17 protein-coding genes are annotated in these 14,495 nt (G+C 59.3%); 10 read left to right on the top strand and 7 right to left on the bottom strand.

Annotated features, from left to right (window positions below; all coding sequences use genetic code 11):
- Positions 1 to 81: 81 nt before the first annotated feature.
- Positions 82 to 1,827: an arginine--tRNA ligase gene (gene argS / locus ACR3EM_RS04135; RefSeq protein WP_480469547.1), complete on the bottom strand. Its 1,746-nt coding sequence runs from the start codon at positions 1,825 to 1,827 to the stop codon at positions 82 to 84.
- 130 nt (positions 1,828 to 1,957) lie between these two features.
- Between argS and ACR3EM_RS04130 the strand changes: the two genes are divergently transcribed.
- Positions 1,958 to 2,509 carry a putative pterin-binding protein gene (locus ACR3EM_RS04130; RefSeq protein ID WP_480469546.1) on the top strand — a complete coding sequence of 184 codons (552 nt, stop codon included), beginning with the start codon at positions 1,958 to 1,960 and terminating at the stop codon, positions 2,507 to 2,509.
- Here the strand turns inward: ACR3EM_RS04130 and ACR3EM_RS04125 are convergent.
- The gene (locus ACR3EM_RS04125) at positions 2,491 to 3,648 is read right to left on the bottom strand and encodes a deoxyguanosinetriphosphate triphosphohydrolase (protein ID WP_480469545.1); all 1,158 of its coding nucleotides are present in this window, start codon (positions 3,646 to 3,648) and stop codon (positions 2,491 to 2,493) included. The two genes, ACR3EM_RS04130 and ACR3EM_RS04125, sit on opposite strands and share 19 nt — an antisense overlap.
- A 76-nt stretch (positions 3,649 to 3,724) precedes the next feature.
- Here ACR3EM_RS04125 and ACR3EM_RS04120 point away from each other — a divergent pair, with 76 nt between their 5' ends.
- Positions 3,725 to 4,048: a HesB/IscA family protein gene (locus ACR3EM_RS04120; protein ID WP_480469544.1), complete on the top strand. Its 324-nt coding sequence runs from the start codon at positions 3,725 to 3,727 to the stop codon at positions 4,046 to 4,048.
- A gap of 288 nt (positions 4,049 to 4,336) precedes the next feature.
- Positions 4,337 to 5,116: an exodeoxyribonuclease III gene (gene xth, locus ACR3EM_RS04115; protein ID WP_480469543.1), complete on the top strand. Its 780-nt coding sequence runs from the start codon at positions 4,337 to 4,339 to the stop codon at positions 5,114 to 5,116.
- Between the two features lie 4 nt (positions 5,117 to 5,120).
- On the opposite strand, the gene ACR3EM_RS04110 is transcribed toward xth, so the two are convergent.
- Together ACR3EM_RS04110 and dksA are read right to left on the bottom strand one after the other, a co-directional pair.
- A complete protein-coding gene (locus ACR3EM_RS04110; protein WP_480469542.1) occupies positions 5,121 to 6,272 on the bottom strand; it encodes an FAD-dependent oxidoreductase in 1,152 nt (383 codons plus the stop codon).
- A gap of 71 nt (positions 6,273 to 6,343) precedes the next feature.
- The gene (gene dksA, locus ACR3EM_RS04105; RefSeq protein WP_170432517.1) at positions 6,344 to 6,766 is read right to left on the bottom strand and encodes an RNA polymerase-binding protein DksA; all 423 of its coding nucleotides are present in this window, start codon (positions 6,764 to 6,766) and stop codon (positions 6,344 to 6,346) included.
- A gap of 353 nt (positions 6,767 to 7,119) precedes the next feature.
- On the opposite strand from dksA, the gene ACR3EM_RS04100 reads away from it, so the two are divergent.
- From ACR3EM_RS04100 to ACR3EM_RS04070, 7 genes are all read left to right on the top strand, one after another.
- Positions 7,120 to 7,965, top strand: a complete 846-nt coding sequence (locus ACR3EM_RS04100; protein ID WP_480469541.1) for an AAA family ATPase — start codon at positions 7,120 to 7,122, stop codon at positions 7,963 to 7,965.
- 110 nt (positions 7,966 to 8,075) lie between these two features.
- A complete protein-coding gene (locus ACR3EM_RS04095; RefSeq protein WP_480469540.1) occupies positions 8,076 to 8,525 on the top strand; it encodes an N-acetyltransferase family protein in 450 nt (149 codons plus the stop codon).
- Positions 8,522 to 9,886: a DUF2927 domain-containing protein gene (locus ACR3EM_RS04090; protein ID WP_480469539.1), complete on the top strand. Its 1,365-nt coding sequence runs from the start codon at positions 8,522 to 8,524 to the stop codon at positions 9,884 to 9,886. Before ACR3EM_RS04095 ends, ACR3EM_RS04090 begins: the two co-directional genes overlap by 4 nt.
- Positions 9,887 to 9,892: 6 nt before the next feature.
- Positions 9,893 to 10,060, top strand: coding sequence for a hypothetical protein (locus ACR3EM_RS04085; RefSeq protein WP_480469538.1), 168 nt, complete (start codon positions 9,893 to 9,895; stop codon positions 10,058 to 10,060).
- Between the two features lie 4 nt (positions 10,061 to 10,064).
- On the top strand, positions 10,065 to 11,249 hold the full coding sequence (locus ACR3EM_RS04080) for a vWA domain-containing protein (protein ID WP_480469537.1): 1,185 nt from the start codon (positions 10,065 to 10,067) through the stop codon (positions 11,247 to 11,249).
- A gap of 72 nt (positions 11,250 to 11,321) precedes the next feature.
- Positions 11,322 to 11,621 (top strand): antibiotic biosynthesis monooxygenase family protein, encoded by a 300-nt coding sequence (locus ACR3EM_RS04075; protein ID WP_480469536.1) that lies wholly within the window; start codon positions 11,322 to 11,324, stop codon positions 11,619 to 11,621.
- 79 nt (positions 11,622 to 11,700) lie between these two features.
- Complete coding sequence (locus ACR3EM_RS04070) at positions 11,701 to 12,390, top strand: M48 family metallopeptidase (RefSeq protein WP_480469535.1); 690 nt, start codon at positions 11,701 to 11,703, stop codon at positions 12,388 to 12,390.
- Between the two features lie 49 nt (positions 12,391 to 12,439).
- Here the strand turns inward: ACR3EM_RS04070 and ACR3EM_RS04065 are convergent, their stop codons facing one another.
- The 3 genes from ACR3EM_RS04065 to ACR3EM_RS04055 are packed head-to-tail and all read right to left on the bottom strand — an operon-like array spanning position 12,440 to position 14,495.
- Positions 12,440 to 12,982, bottom strand: a complete 543-nt coding sequence (locus ACR3EM_RS04065) for an RSP_2648 family PIN domain-containing protein (RefSeq protein WP_480469534.1) — start codon at positions 12,980 to 12,982, stop codon at positions 12,440 to 12,442.
- A complete protein-coding gene (locus ACR3EM_RS04060; RefSeq protein ID WP_480469533.1) occupies positions 12,979 to 14,181 on the bottom strand; it encodes an RSP_2647 family RNA methyltransferase in 1,203 nt (400 codons plus the stop codon). The genes ACR3EM_RS04065 and ACR3EM_RS04060 overlap by 4 nt, the downstream gene beginning before the upstream one ends.
- A 41-nt stretch (positions 14,182 to 14,222) precedes the next feature.
- Positions 14,223 to 14,495: a hypothetical protein gene (locus tag ACR3EM_RS04055; RefSeq protein ID WP_480469532.1), complete on the bottom strand. Its 273-nt coding sequence runs from the start codon at positions 14,493 to 14,495 to the stop codon at positions 14,223 to 14,225.

Raw genomic sequence — 14,495 nt, 5'->3', positions numbered from 1 at the left:
TCACCGCCCGTTTCGCGCCTTAAAAAGTGGCGCGCGGGTCATTTCTTGCCTACCTCAGACCGGCGGTTCGGGCGATATTGTTTACCGCATCTCCTGCGCCGGGGTAACGCCAAGAATACCCAAGCCCGCTGAAATCACAACAGAAACAGCGCGCGCCAATGCGATTTTCGACTGGCTTGTGGCAACATCGCCATCCTGAATAAAGCGAAGCTGGGTTTCGTCGTTGCCCTTGTTCCACAGCGCGTGAAAATCTCCTGCCAATTCATATAGATAGAAAGCAACCCGGTGCGGTTCATTGGTGCGCGCAGCGATTTCAACCAGACGTGGCCATTCTGCCAGCTTCTTGGCAACGGTCAGCTCAGATGCGTGGTCAATCTTGCCCAGATCAGCCCCGGAAAGGGTTGCGTCATCGGTGGCAATCCCGGCCTCAGCGGCACGGCGAAGGACACTCATGACCCGGGCATGGGCGTATTGCACGTAGAACACCGGGTTCTCTCGGCTCTGTTCCAGCACCTTATCGAAATCGAAATCCAGCGGCGCGTCGTTCTTGCGAGTCAGCATCACAAAACGGGTCACATCAGGCCCGACCTGATCGACCACATCGCGCAGCGTAACAAAGTTCCCGGCGCGTTTGGACATCTTGAAGGGCTCGCCGTTCTTCCACAGCTTCACCAACTGAGTCAGCTTGATATCCAGCGGCACCTTGCCATCTGATAGCGCCGACACAGCAGCTTTCATCCGCTTCACATAGCCTCCGTGATCCGCGCCAAATACGTCGATCAGAGCGTCATAGCCACGGCTTACCTTGTCGTAGTGATAAGCGATATCCGGTGCAAAATAGGTCCAGCTGCCGTCCGATTTCTTGACCGGGCGGTCGACATCATCGCCATGCTCGGTCGATTTGAACAGAGTTTGCTCGCGCGGTTCCCAATCTTCGGGTTTCTTGCCTTTGGGAGGCTCCAGCACGCCTTCATAGATCAGGCCCTTATCGGTCAGCGACTGCAGTGCAGCCTCAATCCGGCCCGTGCCATAGAGTGATTTCTCTGAGAAGAACACATCCATCTCAACACCCAGCGCCTTCAGGTCGGCGCGGATCAGGTCCATCATTGCGTCGGTGGCAAAGTTGCGCAGCTCTTCCAGCCATTCGCTTTCCGGCTTGTCGATCAGGCTGTCGCCGTATTTCTCCTTCAGCGCCTCACCGATCGGGATCAGGTAATCGCCGGGATACAGCCCCTCGGCAATCTCGGGGCTCAGCCCGTTGGCTTCGCGATACCGTTCATAGGCTGAGCGCGCCAACACATCGACCTGCGCGCCGCCATCGTTGATGTAGTATTCACGTGTCACGTCATGGCCGGAATAGGCCAGCAAACTTGCCAGAGCGTCACCGAACACCGCGCCCCGCGTATGGCCCACATGCAGCGGACCGGTCGGGTTGGCCGAGACGTACTCGACATTCACCTTCTGCCCATGCCCCATGGTTGAGCGGCCATAGTCCGTGCCCGTCTCAAGCACCGCCGCCAGAACGCCCTGCCAAACCGACGGCACAAGACGCAGGTTCAGGAAGCCCGGCCCTGCCACCTCAGCACTGGTGACCCGTTCATCTGCCGCCAGCTTTCCGGCCAGTACGTCAGCAATGTCGCGCGGCTTCATCTTCGCCGGTTTTGCCAGCACCATGGCCGCGTTGGTCGCCATGTCTCCATGCGCGGCATCGCGCGGCGGTTCGACCGCCACGTTGTCAAAGCTCAACCCCTCAGGCAGCGCACCTTCGGACTGCATCTGCGCCAGCGCGTCCAGTACAAGGCCGCGGATCTCGGAAAACAGGTTCATTTCGGATGTCCTTTTGCTTGTCGCGGGGTTTACCACGCAAACCGCCAAGGTCAATGGACGCCTAAAGTTTGCGCTTGGATTAACCGCGAACAGGGCTAAGGTCGAAAAAAAAGCTGACCGGAGCCCTTTGATGCGCCTCACCCTGCCCTTTGCCCTGTTGCTGACTACCGCCTTGCCCAGCTGGGCCGAAATGCCCTCGCCACAGGGCCATATATTGCTGACGCTTGGTGGCGCCGTCACCGAAACCAACCTGCCCCCACGAGGTGAAAATGACGGCGGACTGCTCGGCTACCTCGAAGTTACACATACTGGCGCCTCAGGCTTTGATGCGGCGATGCTGGACGGGCTGGAGCAGATCGAGATCACCATCCCCTACGGCCCCCCAGACAACCAGCGTGACTATACCTTCTCAGGGCCTCTGCTGTCTGACGTGATGGCGATGGCCGGGGCCGAGGGCAAATCTGCCCTACCCATGGCGCTGGACGGCTACCAGGCGGAAATCCCATGGCAAAGCATCGAAACGCACCGACCCATCGTGGCCACCCATGCAGATGGTGCGCCCATGGGCATCGGCGGTTACGGCCCTACCATGATCGTTTTCCCGGCTACGGATGACGCGGAATTGGCCCAAACGCAGGCCAGCCAGCAGGTCTGGGCCATCGCCTATATCGCGATCGAGTGATCTCCGGTCAGTCGGGCATGATCCTGCAGCGCAAACCTGTCGGTCATGCCCGCGATGTAATCTGAAACGATCCGGGCCAAAGCAGTTTCATCGGTTGCCGCCTCGATATCGCGATGCCAATGTCGCGGCATTTGCTTCGGATCGTTCAGATAGATCGGGAACAATTCCTCAACCACTTTGCTCACCTTGGCGCGCACTTGCATCACGCTGGGTGCGCGGTACATACGCGAAAAGAGGAATGCCCGGATCTGCTTGAGCTGCATCCACAGCGCATCCGAGAATTGAATGACCGGATAACCCAGATGTCTGATCTCTTCGACCGTCTGTGCCCCCGAAGCCGAGATCAGCCCGCGCGACGTGTCGATCACGTCCGAGACCATCACACCAAAGACCCGCCGCAATGCCTCGTGCCTGCGGCGGTAAGCGTCCAGATCTGGATATTTAGCATCCACATCAGCGAAACAGGCATCGATTATGGGAAGCTGCTGGATATCCTCATCGCTGAACAGTCCCGCGCGCAACCCATCAAACAGATCGTGATTGTTGTAAGCTATATCATCTGAAAGCGCGGCCACCTGCGCCTCGGCACTCGCATGTGTATGGAGTTCGAGATCAAAGCCCTGATTGCATTCAGCCAAAGCCCAGGGCAACTCGCCAACCACAGGTCCATTGTGCTTGGCGATACCTTCCAGACACTCCCAAGTCAGGTTGCACCCGTCGAACTCGGCATAGTGACGCTCAAGCTTGGTCACGATCCGAATGGCCTGAGCGTTATGATCGAAGCCGCCATACGGCGCCATCAGCGCATGAAGCGCATCCTCGCCTGTATGCCCGAACGGTGTATGACCCAGATCATGCGCCAGTGCCACAGCCTCTGTCAGTTCCGGGTTCAAGCCCAGCGCACCAGCAATGGTCCGCGCGACTTGCGCCACTTCAATCGAGTGGGTCAAGCGTGTGCGGTAGCTGTCTCCCTCATGTTCCACAAATACTTGTGTCTTATGCTTGAGGCGCCGAAACGCGCTGGCATGAATGATCCGGTCGCGGTCGCGCTGAAAGCACGACCGAAAGCTGCTCTCTTCCTCCGGCACAAGCCGCCCCCTTGCGCGGCCCGGATCCGAGGCAAAACCCGCTCTTTCCAAAGGTCTTGTCCTTGTCGCCTGTCTTCAGGTTTCATATATTGTACTGCGCTGAGGAAATAAACCTTTGGAGACCGGCATGAATCTGCCCCCAATCGTCACAGATCGCGCCTTCGATCGCCTGGCCGAAATCGGCGCTGCAGATCAGGGCCAAGCCCTGCGCGTCGCGGTTGAAGGTGGCGGATGTTCCGGTTTTCAATATGAAATCGCACTGGACACTCCGAAAGACGACGACCTGATCCTCGAAGGCAAGGGCCAGAAAGTCATTGTCGACGCGATCTCACTGCCGTTTCTGGAAAACGCGGTGATCGATTTCACCCAGGAACTGATCGGTGCACGGTTTGTGATCGAAAACCCGAACGCCACCTCGTCCTGCGGCTGTGGCACATCATTTTCGATGTAAGCTCGCGTGGGGGCTTTGCCCCCACACCCCCAGAATACTTTTGGCCAGATGAAGAGGGATCCGCTCTCTGAGCCGAAGACCAGAGAGCTTCACCTGGCGCGGTCATCGGCGTCCCCGCCTGTACCGCCTGATCACTTTACAAACAAACTGGTTAAGAATCCGTTTCTTCATCTGGCCAAAAATATCCCGGGGAGCGCGAGGGGCTGGCCCCTCGCTTCCCACCGTCTCGACTTGCCGTTCGCCCGGTTCTGCGCGATAGGTTGCCATAAAGCTGTCGGAGGATCGCGCATGAAAATCGCCACGTTCAACATCAATGGCATCAAGGCGCGGGCTGAGGCTCTGCCCCGTTGGCTGGATGACGCGCAACCGGATATCGTACTCTTGCAAGAGATCAAGTCGGTGGACGAGAACTTCCCGCGCGAAATGTTCGAAGAGCGCGGCTACAATGTCGAAACCCACGGACAGAAGAGTTTCAATGGTGTTGCGATCCTGTCTAAGCTCCCGCTTGAAGATGTGACGCGAGGCTTGCCGGGCGACGACGCGGACGAACAAGCGCGTTGGATTGAGGCGACAGTGGTGGGTAAACGGGCCCTTAGAATTTGTGGCCTCTATCTGCCAAACGGGAACCCGGTTCCGGGCCCTAAATACGATTATAAGCTTGCGTGGATGCAGCGGCTATACGACCGGGCGCGCGCGCTTCTGGCCTCGGAAGAGCCCGCTTTGATGGCCGGTGACTACAACATAATTCCGCAAGCAGAGGATGCCAAAAGGCCCGAGGCCTGGCGTGAGGACGCTCTGTTTCGACCTGAAAGCCGTGCGGCGTTTCGGAAAATCCTAAATCTTGGTTTCACAGAGGCATTTCGCGCCCGAACTCAAGGACCGGGTCACTATTCGTTCTGGGACTATCAGGCTGGCGCCTGGAACCGGAATGACGGTATTCGGATCGACCATTTCCTGCTGACACCGCAAGCGGCTGACCTGATGCGCGACTGCCGGATAGATGCCGAAGTGCGTGGGCATGAAAAGCCGTCAGATCACGTACCGGTCTGGGTCGACCTCGACCTCTGACAGGTCACGCCGTCGCGTCGTAGGCGTAGATCCAATCATATTTACGTGACAGTCTCGGGCCAATCACCGAGAGCGCCGCTTGCGCCGCCAGACGCATCGGGCCGCGCAAATGGAAATTGCGTGCATTCGCGTTCGCTGCGGCCACCACCTGTCTGGCCCGTGGTCGGCGCTTTGCCTCATAAGCGGACAAAGCCTGTGCCACACCGGATTGCTCCTCAAACGCGCGGATCAGAACCCACGCGTCTTCCAACGCCAAACAGGCACCTTGTGCCATGAACGGAAGGGTTGGGTGTGCTGCATCGCCGAGCAATGCCAGACGACCATTCTGCCAACTTCGGGCAACTGGGCGCAGGAACAGCGCCCATAGATGCACCTCATCCACCTGGTTCAACAGATCGCGAACCGGCCCTCCGAAATCGGCAAACCGCGTGCGCAGTTCGTCCGGATCACCCTCACGTCGCCAGCCTTCCTCGCGCCAATCCGAACGTTCTTCGATAGCGACGATATTCATCAGGCTCTGATCCCGCAGCGGATAGCTGACCACGTGACGGCCAGGGCCCATCGTCAGCGAGGCGCGTGGGGTCTCGGTGCGTTCGGAACAGGGCACGGTCGCGCGCCATGCGATTTGATGGGTAAACTCCGGTGTCTCGGGGCCATTTAACAACGGGCGGATCACGCTGCGGCCACCATCGGCGGCGATGGCGCATTCGGCGCGCAGCCTTTCGCCCGAGGCCAGAACAGCCTCGGCCTCTCCGGGATGTTTGCGGACCTCGGTAACGCGCGTACCCAGACGGATGTTTACCCCTGCCCGCCCAGCCGCCTTGTGCAGAAGGTCCAGGAGATCGGCCCGGTGATAATAATAGGTAGCCCCCGCCGCAGGCCCGGCAACCCGACTAATCACACGCCCTTTGCGATAGTCCCGCAGCACAGTCCCCGCCGAGCGTTGTCCGGCCTCAGGCACGTCGCCTACCACCCCCAAAGCACGCAGAACCACCATGCCGTTGGCGCTAATCTGCAGGCCGGCCCCGACCTCGGTAAGTTCAGGGGCCTGTTCGAACACCGTCACTTGCGCACCGCGCTGACGCAGCGCCAGAGCCGCGGCCAGCCCGCCGATGCCACCACCGATGACGCAGAATTTCAGACCCTTGATATTCATGCCTCCGCCATAACGCAAAAACGCCGGAGTGGAAGACCCCGGCGTTTGATGTTTCTGTCTATTTCCAGCGATCAATCGTCGCGGTGAACCTTTTCGCGGCGCTCGTGACGCTCTTGTGCCTCAAGCGTCATGGTCGCAATCGGACGCGCATCCAGACGTTTGAGCGAGATCGGATCACCGGTTTTCTCGCAATACCCGTATTCCCCCTCATCGATCCGACGCAGAGCCGAGTCGATCTTGGCGACCAGCTTTCGCTGACGATCCCGGGTGCGCAGTTCCAGCGCACGATCGGTTTCTTCGCTGGCGCGGTCGGCGACATCCGGAATGTTGCGGGTATTGTCCTGCAGCCCTTCGATCGTATCGCGGCTACCTGCCAAAAGCTCGTTTTTCCAATCCAGCAGCTTGCGACGAAAATACTCAAGCTGACGATCATTCATGAAAGGTTCATCTTCGGCCGGACGGTAATCCTCCGGCAGAAAAACTTCCTGCTTCATTGTTGCTCCCTCGGTATGGGCTGAAACGTCGGTAGCGGTTGTATCACCTGACATTCGGCACCCCCTTCTGCGGAGCGTGTATCCGACCACGTCAGGAATGTCACTATGCAAACGTGTTACCCGACGCGCCGTCGCTCCGGCATGTCTAAATATGAGACCACTAACAACAAAAGCTAAATTCTTTGTGGAAGGAACCGGGCAATTTCCGGGCAGGTTCAACCGCAAGCTTAATGAAGCATCGACGAATCACTTCAAAGCCCGGATCGCAGCGTCGCGACGCTGCGATCCGGGTTGTCAAAAATGTCGCCTCTCTGTAACCCGGATTGAATATTGCTCCACTACATGAGGGTCACATGACCGCACGCTTCCAAGGCACCGCCGAATACGTCGCCACCGACGACCTGAATATTGCCGTGAACGCTGCCGTGACGCTGGAGCGCCCGCTGCTGGTCAAGGGCGAACCCGGCACTGGCAAGACCGAGCTGGCCAAGCAGGTGGCAGGCGCGCTTGGGCTGACGATGATCGAATGGAACGTGAAATCCACAACCCGCGCGCAGCAGGGTCTGTATGAATATGATGCGGTCAGCCGCCTGCGCGACAGCCAGTTGGGTGAAGAGCGTGTGCACGAAGTCTCGAACTACATCCGCAAGGGCAAGCTTTGGCAGGCGTTTGAAGCTGATGAAAAGGTCGTCCTGCTGATCGATGAGATCGACAAGGCCGATATCGAATTCCCCAACGACCTGCTGCAGGAACTCGATAAGATGGAGTTCCATGTCTACGAGACCGGCGAGACGATCAGGGCCAGGAACCGCCCTATCGTGATCATCACCTCGAACAACGAAAAGGAACTGCCCGACGCCTTCCTGCGTCGCTGTTTCTTCCACTACATCCGTTTCCCGGATGAGGCCACCATGCGCCGCATTGTCGAGGTACATCACCCCGGCATTAAGGATGCGCTGCTGACCACAGCCCTGACGCAGTTCTACGAGATCCGCGAGACGCAAGGGCTGAAGAAAAAGCCTTCGACTTCGGAGGTGCTGGATTGGCTCAAGCTGCTGCTGGCCGAGGATCTGACGGCAGAAGACCTCAAGCGTGATGGGGCCAATGCCCTGCCCAAACTGCATGGCGCACTTCTGAAGAACGAACAGGACGTGCATCTGTTCGAACGCCTTGCATTTATGGCGCGCAGCAAACGCTGAACACATGAACATCCGGTGATCACGGCTTGCCTTCCGCGGGGCCGGATGTCAGCATTGCAACAACCAAAGCCCGGCATGTAAACGGGCCCCGCAGAGCAGGAAATCCGAAAATGTCGACCGTCCCCATCATCCGCCCTTTGCGCCCCGACGACCGGGCGGCGTGGGCCGAGATGTGGCGCGACTATCTGGCATTCTATGAGTCCGAGGTCTCGGAGGAGGTCTATGACACCACCTTCACTCGCCTCTTAGGTGATGATCCGCAAGACTTTTCCTGCTTTGTGGCCGAGCTGGACGGCAGGCTGGTGGGGCTGACCCACTATCTGTTTCACCGCCATGCCTGGAAGGTCGAACGCGTCTGCTATCTGCAGGACCTCTATGCCCGCCCCGAGGCGCGCGGCACCGGTGCAGGGCGTGCGCTGATTCAGGCGGTTTATGACGAAGCTGACCGGCAACAAGCGCCGAACGTCTATTGGCTGACGCAGGAATTCAATCACACCGCGCGCCAGCTTTACGACCGCATCGGCAAATTAACGCCGTTTCTGAAGTATCAACGACCATGAAGCGTCTGGGTGCAGCCCTCCTGCTGGCGGCTCTCTCCGCCTGTACCTCGGTCGACCGGATCGAGCTGCCGACGCGCATCAAGGTGATCGAGGAGGCGCTGCCCCCGTCCAAGACGTTTGGCACCGCCCGTCCCAGCGCGCCTGCCCGGTCCAACAAGAACATCGCGGCGGATTTCCTATCGCTGCATTTCGCTCTGGAAAGCGGTGCTGAACTGCCGGTCTTCACCCGGTTCGAAGGCCCAATCACCGTGCGACTAACCGGAACGCCTCCGCCTTCGATGCAGACCGACCTCAGCCGCCTGCTGACCCGGTTGCAGCGTGAGGCGCGAATCGACATCCGCCAGATCCCGGAAGGTCAGGCGAGCATCACCATCGAAGCAGTCAGTCAGAAGCAAATCCGTCGTATCCTGCCGCAAGCGGCATGTTTCGTGGTGCCCAATGCCTCAAGCCTGGAAGAATACCGCCGTGATCGACGCAAAAGCAAAAGCAACTGGACCGAGTTGCGCAGCCGCGAGCGGATCGGGATCTTCATCCCCTATGACGCCAGCCCGCAGGAAGTTCGCGACTGCCTGCATGAAGAGCTGGCCCAGGCGCTCGGTCCGCTGAACGACCTGTATCGCCTGCCAGATTCGGTGTTCAACGACGACAATTTCCACACCGTGTTAACCGGGTTCGACATGCTGATCTTGCGCACGGCCTATGCGCCCGAACTGCAAAGCGGCATGACCCAGGAACAGGTTGCGGCAGTCCTGCCCGGCGTACTCAGCCGACTGAACCCGCGCGGCGACCGGATTGCCCCGCAACCTGTGACCGAGACGCCTCGCGCCTGGATCAACGCCGTACAACGTGCTTTGGGATCCGGCTCAGGCTCGGCCAAGCGGGTCAAAGCCGCAGAAGAAGCCGCCCGGATCGGCAAGCAGCAAGGCTGGACCGATCACCGCCGTGCCTACCCGCATTATCTGCTGGGCCGCATGGGGCAGTTCGATGATCCAGATGCGGCGCAACTGCAATATGCGCTGGCTCTGAAGTATCTCGACGCCACCCCCGGGACCGAAGTGCAGCGGGCGCATGTGACTGCGCAGACCACTGCCTTCGCGCTGGCGCAAGGCCAAGGTGAAGACGCGCTGCCTGAATTAAACGATGCCATCAAGGTCATGACAAAGGCCGAAAATGCGGCCCTGCTTGCCACTTTGCTGTTACTAAAGTCCGAGGCCCTGCGACAGTCGGGACAAATCGATCAGGCACGCACCGTCAGACTGGACAGCATTGGGTGGGCGCGCTACGGCTTCGGCTCGGATTTGGTGGTGCGCTCGGTGTCGGAAGGTCTTGCACAGGCGTCCACTGCAAACACGGGTGGATAACGGCAGATGGTAGTGGTTCTGGGCATGGCGATTCTGGGCGCGATTTTGGGTGCCCGGGCCGCGCGCAAACGCAACGGCAGCGGCGCGGATATGGCGCAATATGCCGCCGGTTACGGCATCGCTTTTGCCCTGCTGGGTCTGATCATCTCATTGATTCTGGTTCGCATGGTCTAGACCTATGTTCCTGCCCTTCTTCGAAAACCTCCGCAAAGCTGGCATTCCCGTATCCCTGCGCGAATACCTGACCTTTCTGGAAGGCATGAAGAAAGGGCTGGCGACCTATGACGTCGAAGCGTTCTACTACCTCGCCCGCGTGTCGATGGTGAAGGACGAACGCAATATCGACAAGTTCGACCGCGCCTTTGCGGCCAGTTTCGAGGGCCTGAACGAGATCAGCTTTGATCAGGTCCTAGAAGCCGTCGATATTCCGGCGGATTGGCTGGCAAAGATGGCCGAAAAGCACCTCAGCGCCGAAGAAAAGGCTGAGATTGAGGCGCTCGGCGGGTTCGACAAGCTGATGGAGACGTTGCGCGAGCGGCTGAAAGAGCAGCAAGGCCGTCACCAAGGTGGCAACAAATGGATCGGCACCGCCGGAACCTCGCCCTTTGGTGCCTATGGTTACAACCCCGAAGGCGTGCGCATCGGCCAAAAGGAAAGCCGCCACCAGCGCGCTGTGAAGGTCTGGGACAAACGCGAGTTTCGCAATCTCGATGATACGGTCGAGCTGGGCACCCGCAACATCAAGGTTGCTCTGAAACGCCTGCGACGTTGGGCGCGCGAAGGCGCTGCCGAAGAACTGGATCTGGACGGCACCATCCGCGCCACGGCCGAACACGGTTATCTCGACGTCAAAACCCGCCCCGAGCGTCACAACGCCGTCAAAGTGCTGCTGTTTCTGGACGTCGGCGGTTCGATGGACCCGCATATCAAGGTGGTCGAAGAACTGTTCTCCGCCGCCCGGACCGAGTTCAAGCATCTAGAATATTACTACTTCCACAACTGCCTTTACGAAGGCGTCTGGCGCGACAACCGCCGCCGCTGGGACCAGCAGACACCGACACATGAGGTTCTGCGCACCTATGGCCCGGATTACAAATGCATCTTTGTCGGCGACGCCTCAATGAGCCCCTATGAGATCGCCTATCCCGGCGGTGCCAATGAGCACTGGAACCAGGAAGCCGGTCAGGTCTGGCTGCAGCGCGCGCGCGAGCAGTGGACGTCGAACCTCTGGATCAATCCAGTGCCCGAGAAGTATTGGGAGTACACCCATTCGGTCAGCATGATCCGAGAGATTTTCGAGGATCGCATGGTGTCCATGACGCTGGCCGGGCTGGAACAGGGCATGCGAGAACTGACGCGGTAAGCCCCATAAGCCAGCGTTCCTGTGGTTTGTGGTAAACTCTACCTTTCTCACTCGGTTTGAGAGGTACCAAAGATGATCATCCGAATTTTTCAGGTTGTGACACGCCCCGGGAAGGAAGAGGAATTTGGCAGGTTTTTTCATGAAACCGCCATCCCACTGATGAAACGCACCAAAGGCATCGTAAGTGTGTTGCCCGGCGCGTCTCGAAAGGAAACCCCCAGAGAGTTTAGTTTTGTCATGGTGTGGGAGAGTTTGGACGCGCTGAAAGCCTTCGTCGGCGAAGATTATACCATACCGCACATCGACCCGGCCGAGGATGAACTGGTCGAGAGCCGATCTATCAAACACTATGAGCTCGTCGAGCCTTCGTAGGCGCCGAGTTTGGGTCACAAGATCATCAATACGAGAACTTTTTGTTGCTCCAATCAGAACCCGTGCCCATATCTAGATCATGCTTCGCCTCACCCCGATCCTGCTGGCCATTGCCTATGCCGTTGCGATGTACCGGATTTCCGTCTGGCGCACCCATCGTGAACTGGATGCCAAGTCAACTGAATTGGCAGATCCTGCGCTCAAGCGCATGACAGACAGATTGGCAGCCGCGTTGGAGATTGATCGGGTGCCCGTCTATATTTACGAGATCGATCCGGTGAACGGGCTGGCCGCACCGGACGGGCGTATTTTCATCACGCGCGGGTTCTATCGCAAGTTTCGCAATGGTGAGGTCTCGGCCGAAGAGATGGCCAGTGTGATCGCGCATGAGCTGGGGCATGTGGCTTTGGGGCATGCACGGCGGCGGATGATCGATTTTTCCGGTCAGAACGCGATGCGGGCGGCGCTGATGATGTTGCTGAACCGGTTCATTCCCTTCATCGGCGCGTGGATCGCCAATATGCTGACCCACCTGCTGGCCTCGCGCCTGTCGCGTGGGGATGAGTATGAGGCGGATGAGTACGCTGCAGCCTTGCTAACCAAGGCAGGGATCGGGATCGGGCCGCAGAAATCGCTGTTTCACAAGCTTGAGGAACTGACGGAGCAGCGCGCTGGCGTGGTTCCGGCTTGGTTGATGAGCCATCCCAAGACGGATGAACGGATCGCAGCGCTAGAGGTGCTTGAGCAGCGTTGGAGATCGGGTCGATAAGTTCGGATGCAGGGGGCTGGCCCTGCCGTGAGACACAGGAGGAACCCTGTCAGATTGTGAGGGCTTTGCCGAGGCGCGGGAGACGGGCTTTTTTCATCAAGGCGCGCAGGGTCCATTGATCGCCAGAAAGACGATTGGCCTCGGCCAGGACAGCGGCGGCGATGGCGGCGATGCCTTCTGGGTCTTTCAGCCAGAAACTATGGAGCAAGCCGTCGGGATCGCGACGGTCGAGACCTTCTTCCGCCAGCAGATGTTTGGGAAAGTCCTTTGCATTCACGGTTACGATGATATCGGCAGAACTGTCGACGGCGGTTGCGAGGACGTGGATATCGGCGGCATCCGGCAGCCAGAGGCGTTTTTCCAATCCTGACGCTGCAGGATGTTCGGCCTTGGGCCATTGTGATTGGGTCAGGGCAATTTCAGCACGGGCCTGTGTTTCGCCCATTGGTCCGATCTTGCGGGCAGCGCGCGCCCATTCTTCGAGGATTCGCGCGGACCAGATCGGCTGGAGATGACCGAGCTTAGCCGCGCCCAACAGCATCTCTCGCATCACCGTAGGATAGATGACGCATGTGTCGAGAACGGCTTTCATAGGCGGTAGAACACGGCCTTGAGGTAACCGCTTTCGGCCAATTGCGGCAGTTGCGGGTGGTCCGGTCCGGCAAAGCCCGTGTGGATCAGCTGTGCTTGCCGCCCTGCCCGACCGATGCCGCGTGAGGAAGCGTCGCGGAAACGACCGAGGTCCGCTGCGTGGGAACAAGAGCACAGGCCCAAATAGCCGCCCGGTTTCACCAGCGGCGCAGCAAGTCGCGCGATCCGTTCATAGGCGCGCAAACCAGCGTCAAGCGCCTGTTTCGAAGGTGCAAAGGCCGGTGGATCGCAGATCACCACATCGAATCTGGCCCCTTCCTCGCCCAGTTGCGTCAGAACGTCGAACGCATCACCCTGGCGGGTGCGGAAGCGGTCGGAGACACCTGCAGCCTCGGCCCCTTGTTCCGCCAGCGCCAGAGCGGCGGCAGAACCATCGATCGCGAGTGCTTGGGCGGCACCGCCCGCCAGCATGGCCAGACCAAAGCCGCCGACATGGCTGAACACGTCCAGCACCTGCGCCTCAGGATGCACCAGGCGGGCTGCAAAGGCGTGGTTGGGACGTTGATCGTAGAACAGGCCCGTTTTCTGACCCCCGGTCAGATCGGCCATGTAGGTCGCGCCGTTCATGGGAACCGGAAGTGGTGCTTCGGGGGCTGCTCCACGCAGGGTCTGGTTTATGTCGTCGAGCCCCTCCAGCCCCCGGGTGCGGCCGGTTGCGTTCTTCAGTACCGTGGTTACCCCGGTCACCGAGACCAGCGCATCCGTCAGGGCTTCGAGATGCGCTTCGGCCCAGGCAGCGTTGGGCTGGATGACGCAGGCGTCCCCGAACCGGTCGACAATCACGCCGGGAAAGCCGTCGGCTTCAGCGTGGATCAAGCGATAGTATGGTGCATCAAACAGACGTTCGCGCATCTCCAGCGCACGACACAAGCGAGTTTCGAACCAATCTGTGTTCAGTTGGGCGTCAATGTCGCGATCCAGCACCCGGCACATGATTTTCGACTCTGGATTGACGGCAACCAGCGCAATCGGTTGCCGCTTGTCGTCTTCCAGCACCGCCAACGCTCCGGCAGCGATCTTGCGGGTGCGCCGGTCGGTCACGATGTCGTTGGCGTAGACCCATGGAAATCCATGGCGCAACCCACGTGCGTTGGCTTTGGGTTTCAGGCGAATACGGGGACGGTCGGATGAGGCGGTCATGGCGCCCTCATAGCTCTGAAGCGGCTGAGGTGAAAGCCCTCTTAGCGGTTCCGGCTGCGCCAGCCGCCACGCCGCTTCGGGGCCTGCGCCGATTGCAACCCTTCGGCCAGAACCTGCGTCATCGGATGATCGCCCGCTTGTGCGACATAGAGCGTATGCAGCGCGGTTAACGCCTCTTTCTGATCCCGGTCTTCCGGTAGGCTGAGCGCCCAATCAAGGAAGATGCTGCGGCACTCGGGCAAGGTAATGCCGTCGATGCGATAGGCCTCGCGGATCAGCCCCTTGTGATCATTCGGATCATCACTGCGCGCCAT

This window comes from Ruegeria sp. AH3, from assembly GCF_056536265.1.
Note: the sequence above shows the minus strand (reverse complement) of the source record. Positions and strands in the feature narration are given on the sequence as shown.

Excerpts from the sequence above, each read along its gene's own strand:
- argS (WP_480469547.1), bottom strand. The coding sequence starts at position 1,827 with ATGAACCTGTTTTCCGAGATCCGCGGCCTTGTACTGGACGCGCTGGCG.
- ACR3EM_RS04130 (WP_480469546.1), top strand. The coding sequence starts at position 1,958 with ATGCGCCTCACCCTGCCCTTTGCCCTGTTGCTGACTACCGCCTTGCCC.
- ACR3EM_RS04120 (WP_480469544.1), top strand. The coding sequence starts at position 3,725 with ATGAATCTGCCCCCAATCGTCACAGATCGCGCCTTCGATCGCCTGGCC.
- xth (WP_480469543.1), top strand. The coding sequence starts at position 4,337 with ATGAAAATCGCCACGTTCAACATCAATGGCATCAAGGCGCGGGCTGAG.
- ACR3EM_RS04110 (WP_480469542.1), bottom strand. The coding sequence starts at position 6,272 with ATGAATATCAAGGGTCTGAAATTCTGCGTCATCGGTGGTGGCATCGGC.
- dksA (WP_170432517.1), bottom strand. The coding sequence starts at position 6,766 with ATGAAGCAGGAAGTTTTTCTGCCGGAGGATTACCGTCCGGCCGAAGAT.
- ACR3EM_RS04100 (WP_480469541.1), top strand. The coding sequence starts at position 7,120 with ATGACCGCACGCTTCCAAGGCACCGCCGAATACGTCGCCACCGACGAC.
- ACR3EM_RS04095 (WP_480469540.1), top strand. The coding sequence starts at position 8,076 with ATGTCGACCGTCCCCATCATCCGCCCTTTGCGCCCCGACGACCGGGCG.
- ACR3EM_RS04090 (WP_480469539.1), top strand. The coding sequence starts at position 8,522 with ATGAAGCGTCTGGGTGCAGCCCTCCTGCTGGCGGCTCTCTCCGCCTGT.
- ACR3EM_RS04085 (WP_480469538.1), top strand. The coding sequence starts at position 9,893 with ATGGTAGTGGTTCTGGGCATGGCGATTCTGGGCGCGATTTTGGGTGCC.
- ACR3EM_RS04080 (WP_480469537.1), top strand. The coding sequence starts at position 10,065 with ATGTTCCTGCCCTTCTTCGAAAACCTCCGCAAAGCTGGCATTCCCGTA.
- ACR3EM_RS04075 (WP_480469536.1), top strand. The coding sequence starts at position 11,322 with ATGATCATCCGAATTTTTCAGGTTGTGACACGCCCCGGGAAGGAAGAG.
- ACR3EM_RS04070 (WP_480469535.1), top strand. The coding sequence starts at position 11,701 with ATGCTTCGCCTCACCCCGATCCTGCTGGCCATTGCCTATGCCGTTGCG.
- ACR3EM_RS04065 (WP_480469534.1), bottom strand. The coding sequence starts at position 12,982 with ATGAAAGCCGTTCTCGACACATGCGTCATCTATCCTACGGTGATGCGA.
- ACR3EM_RS04060 (WP_480469533.1), bottom strand. The coding sequence starts at position 14,181 with ATGACCGCCTCATCCGACCGTCCCCGTATTCGCCTGAAACCCAAAGCC.
- ACR3EM_RS04055 (WP_480469532.1), bottom strand. The coding sequence starts at position 14,495 with ATGGCGCGCAGTGATGATCCGAATGATCACAAGGGGCTGATCCGCGAG.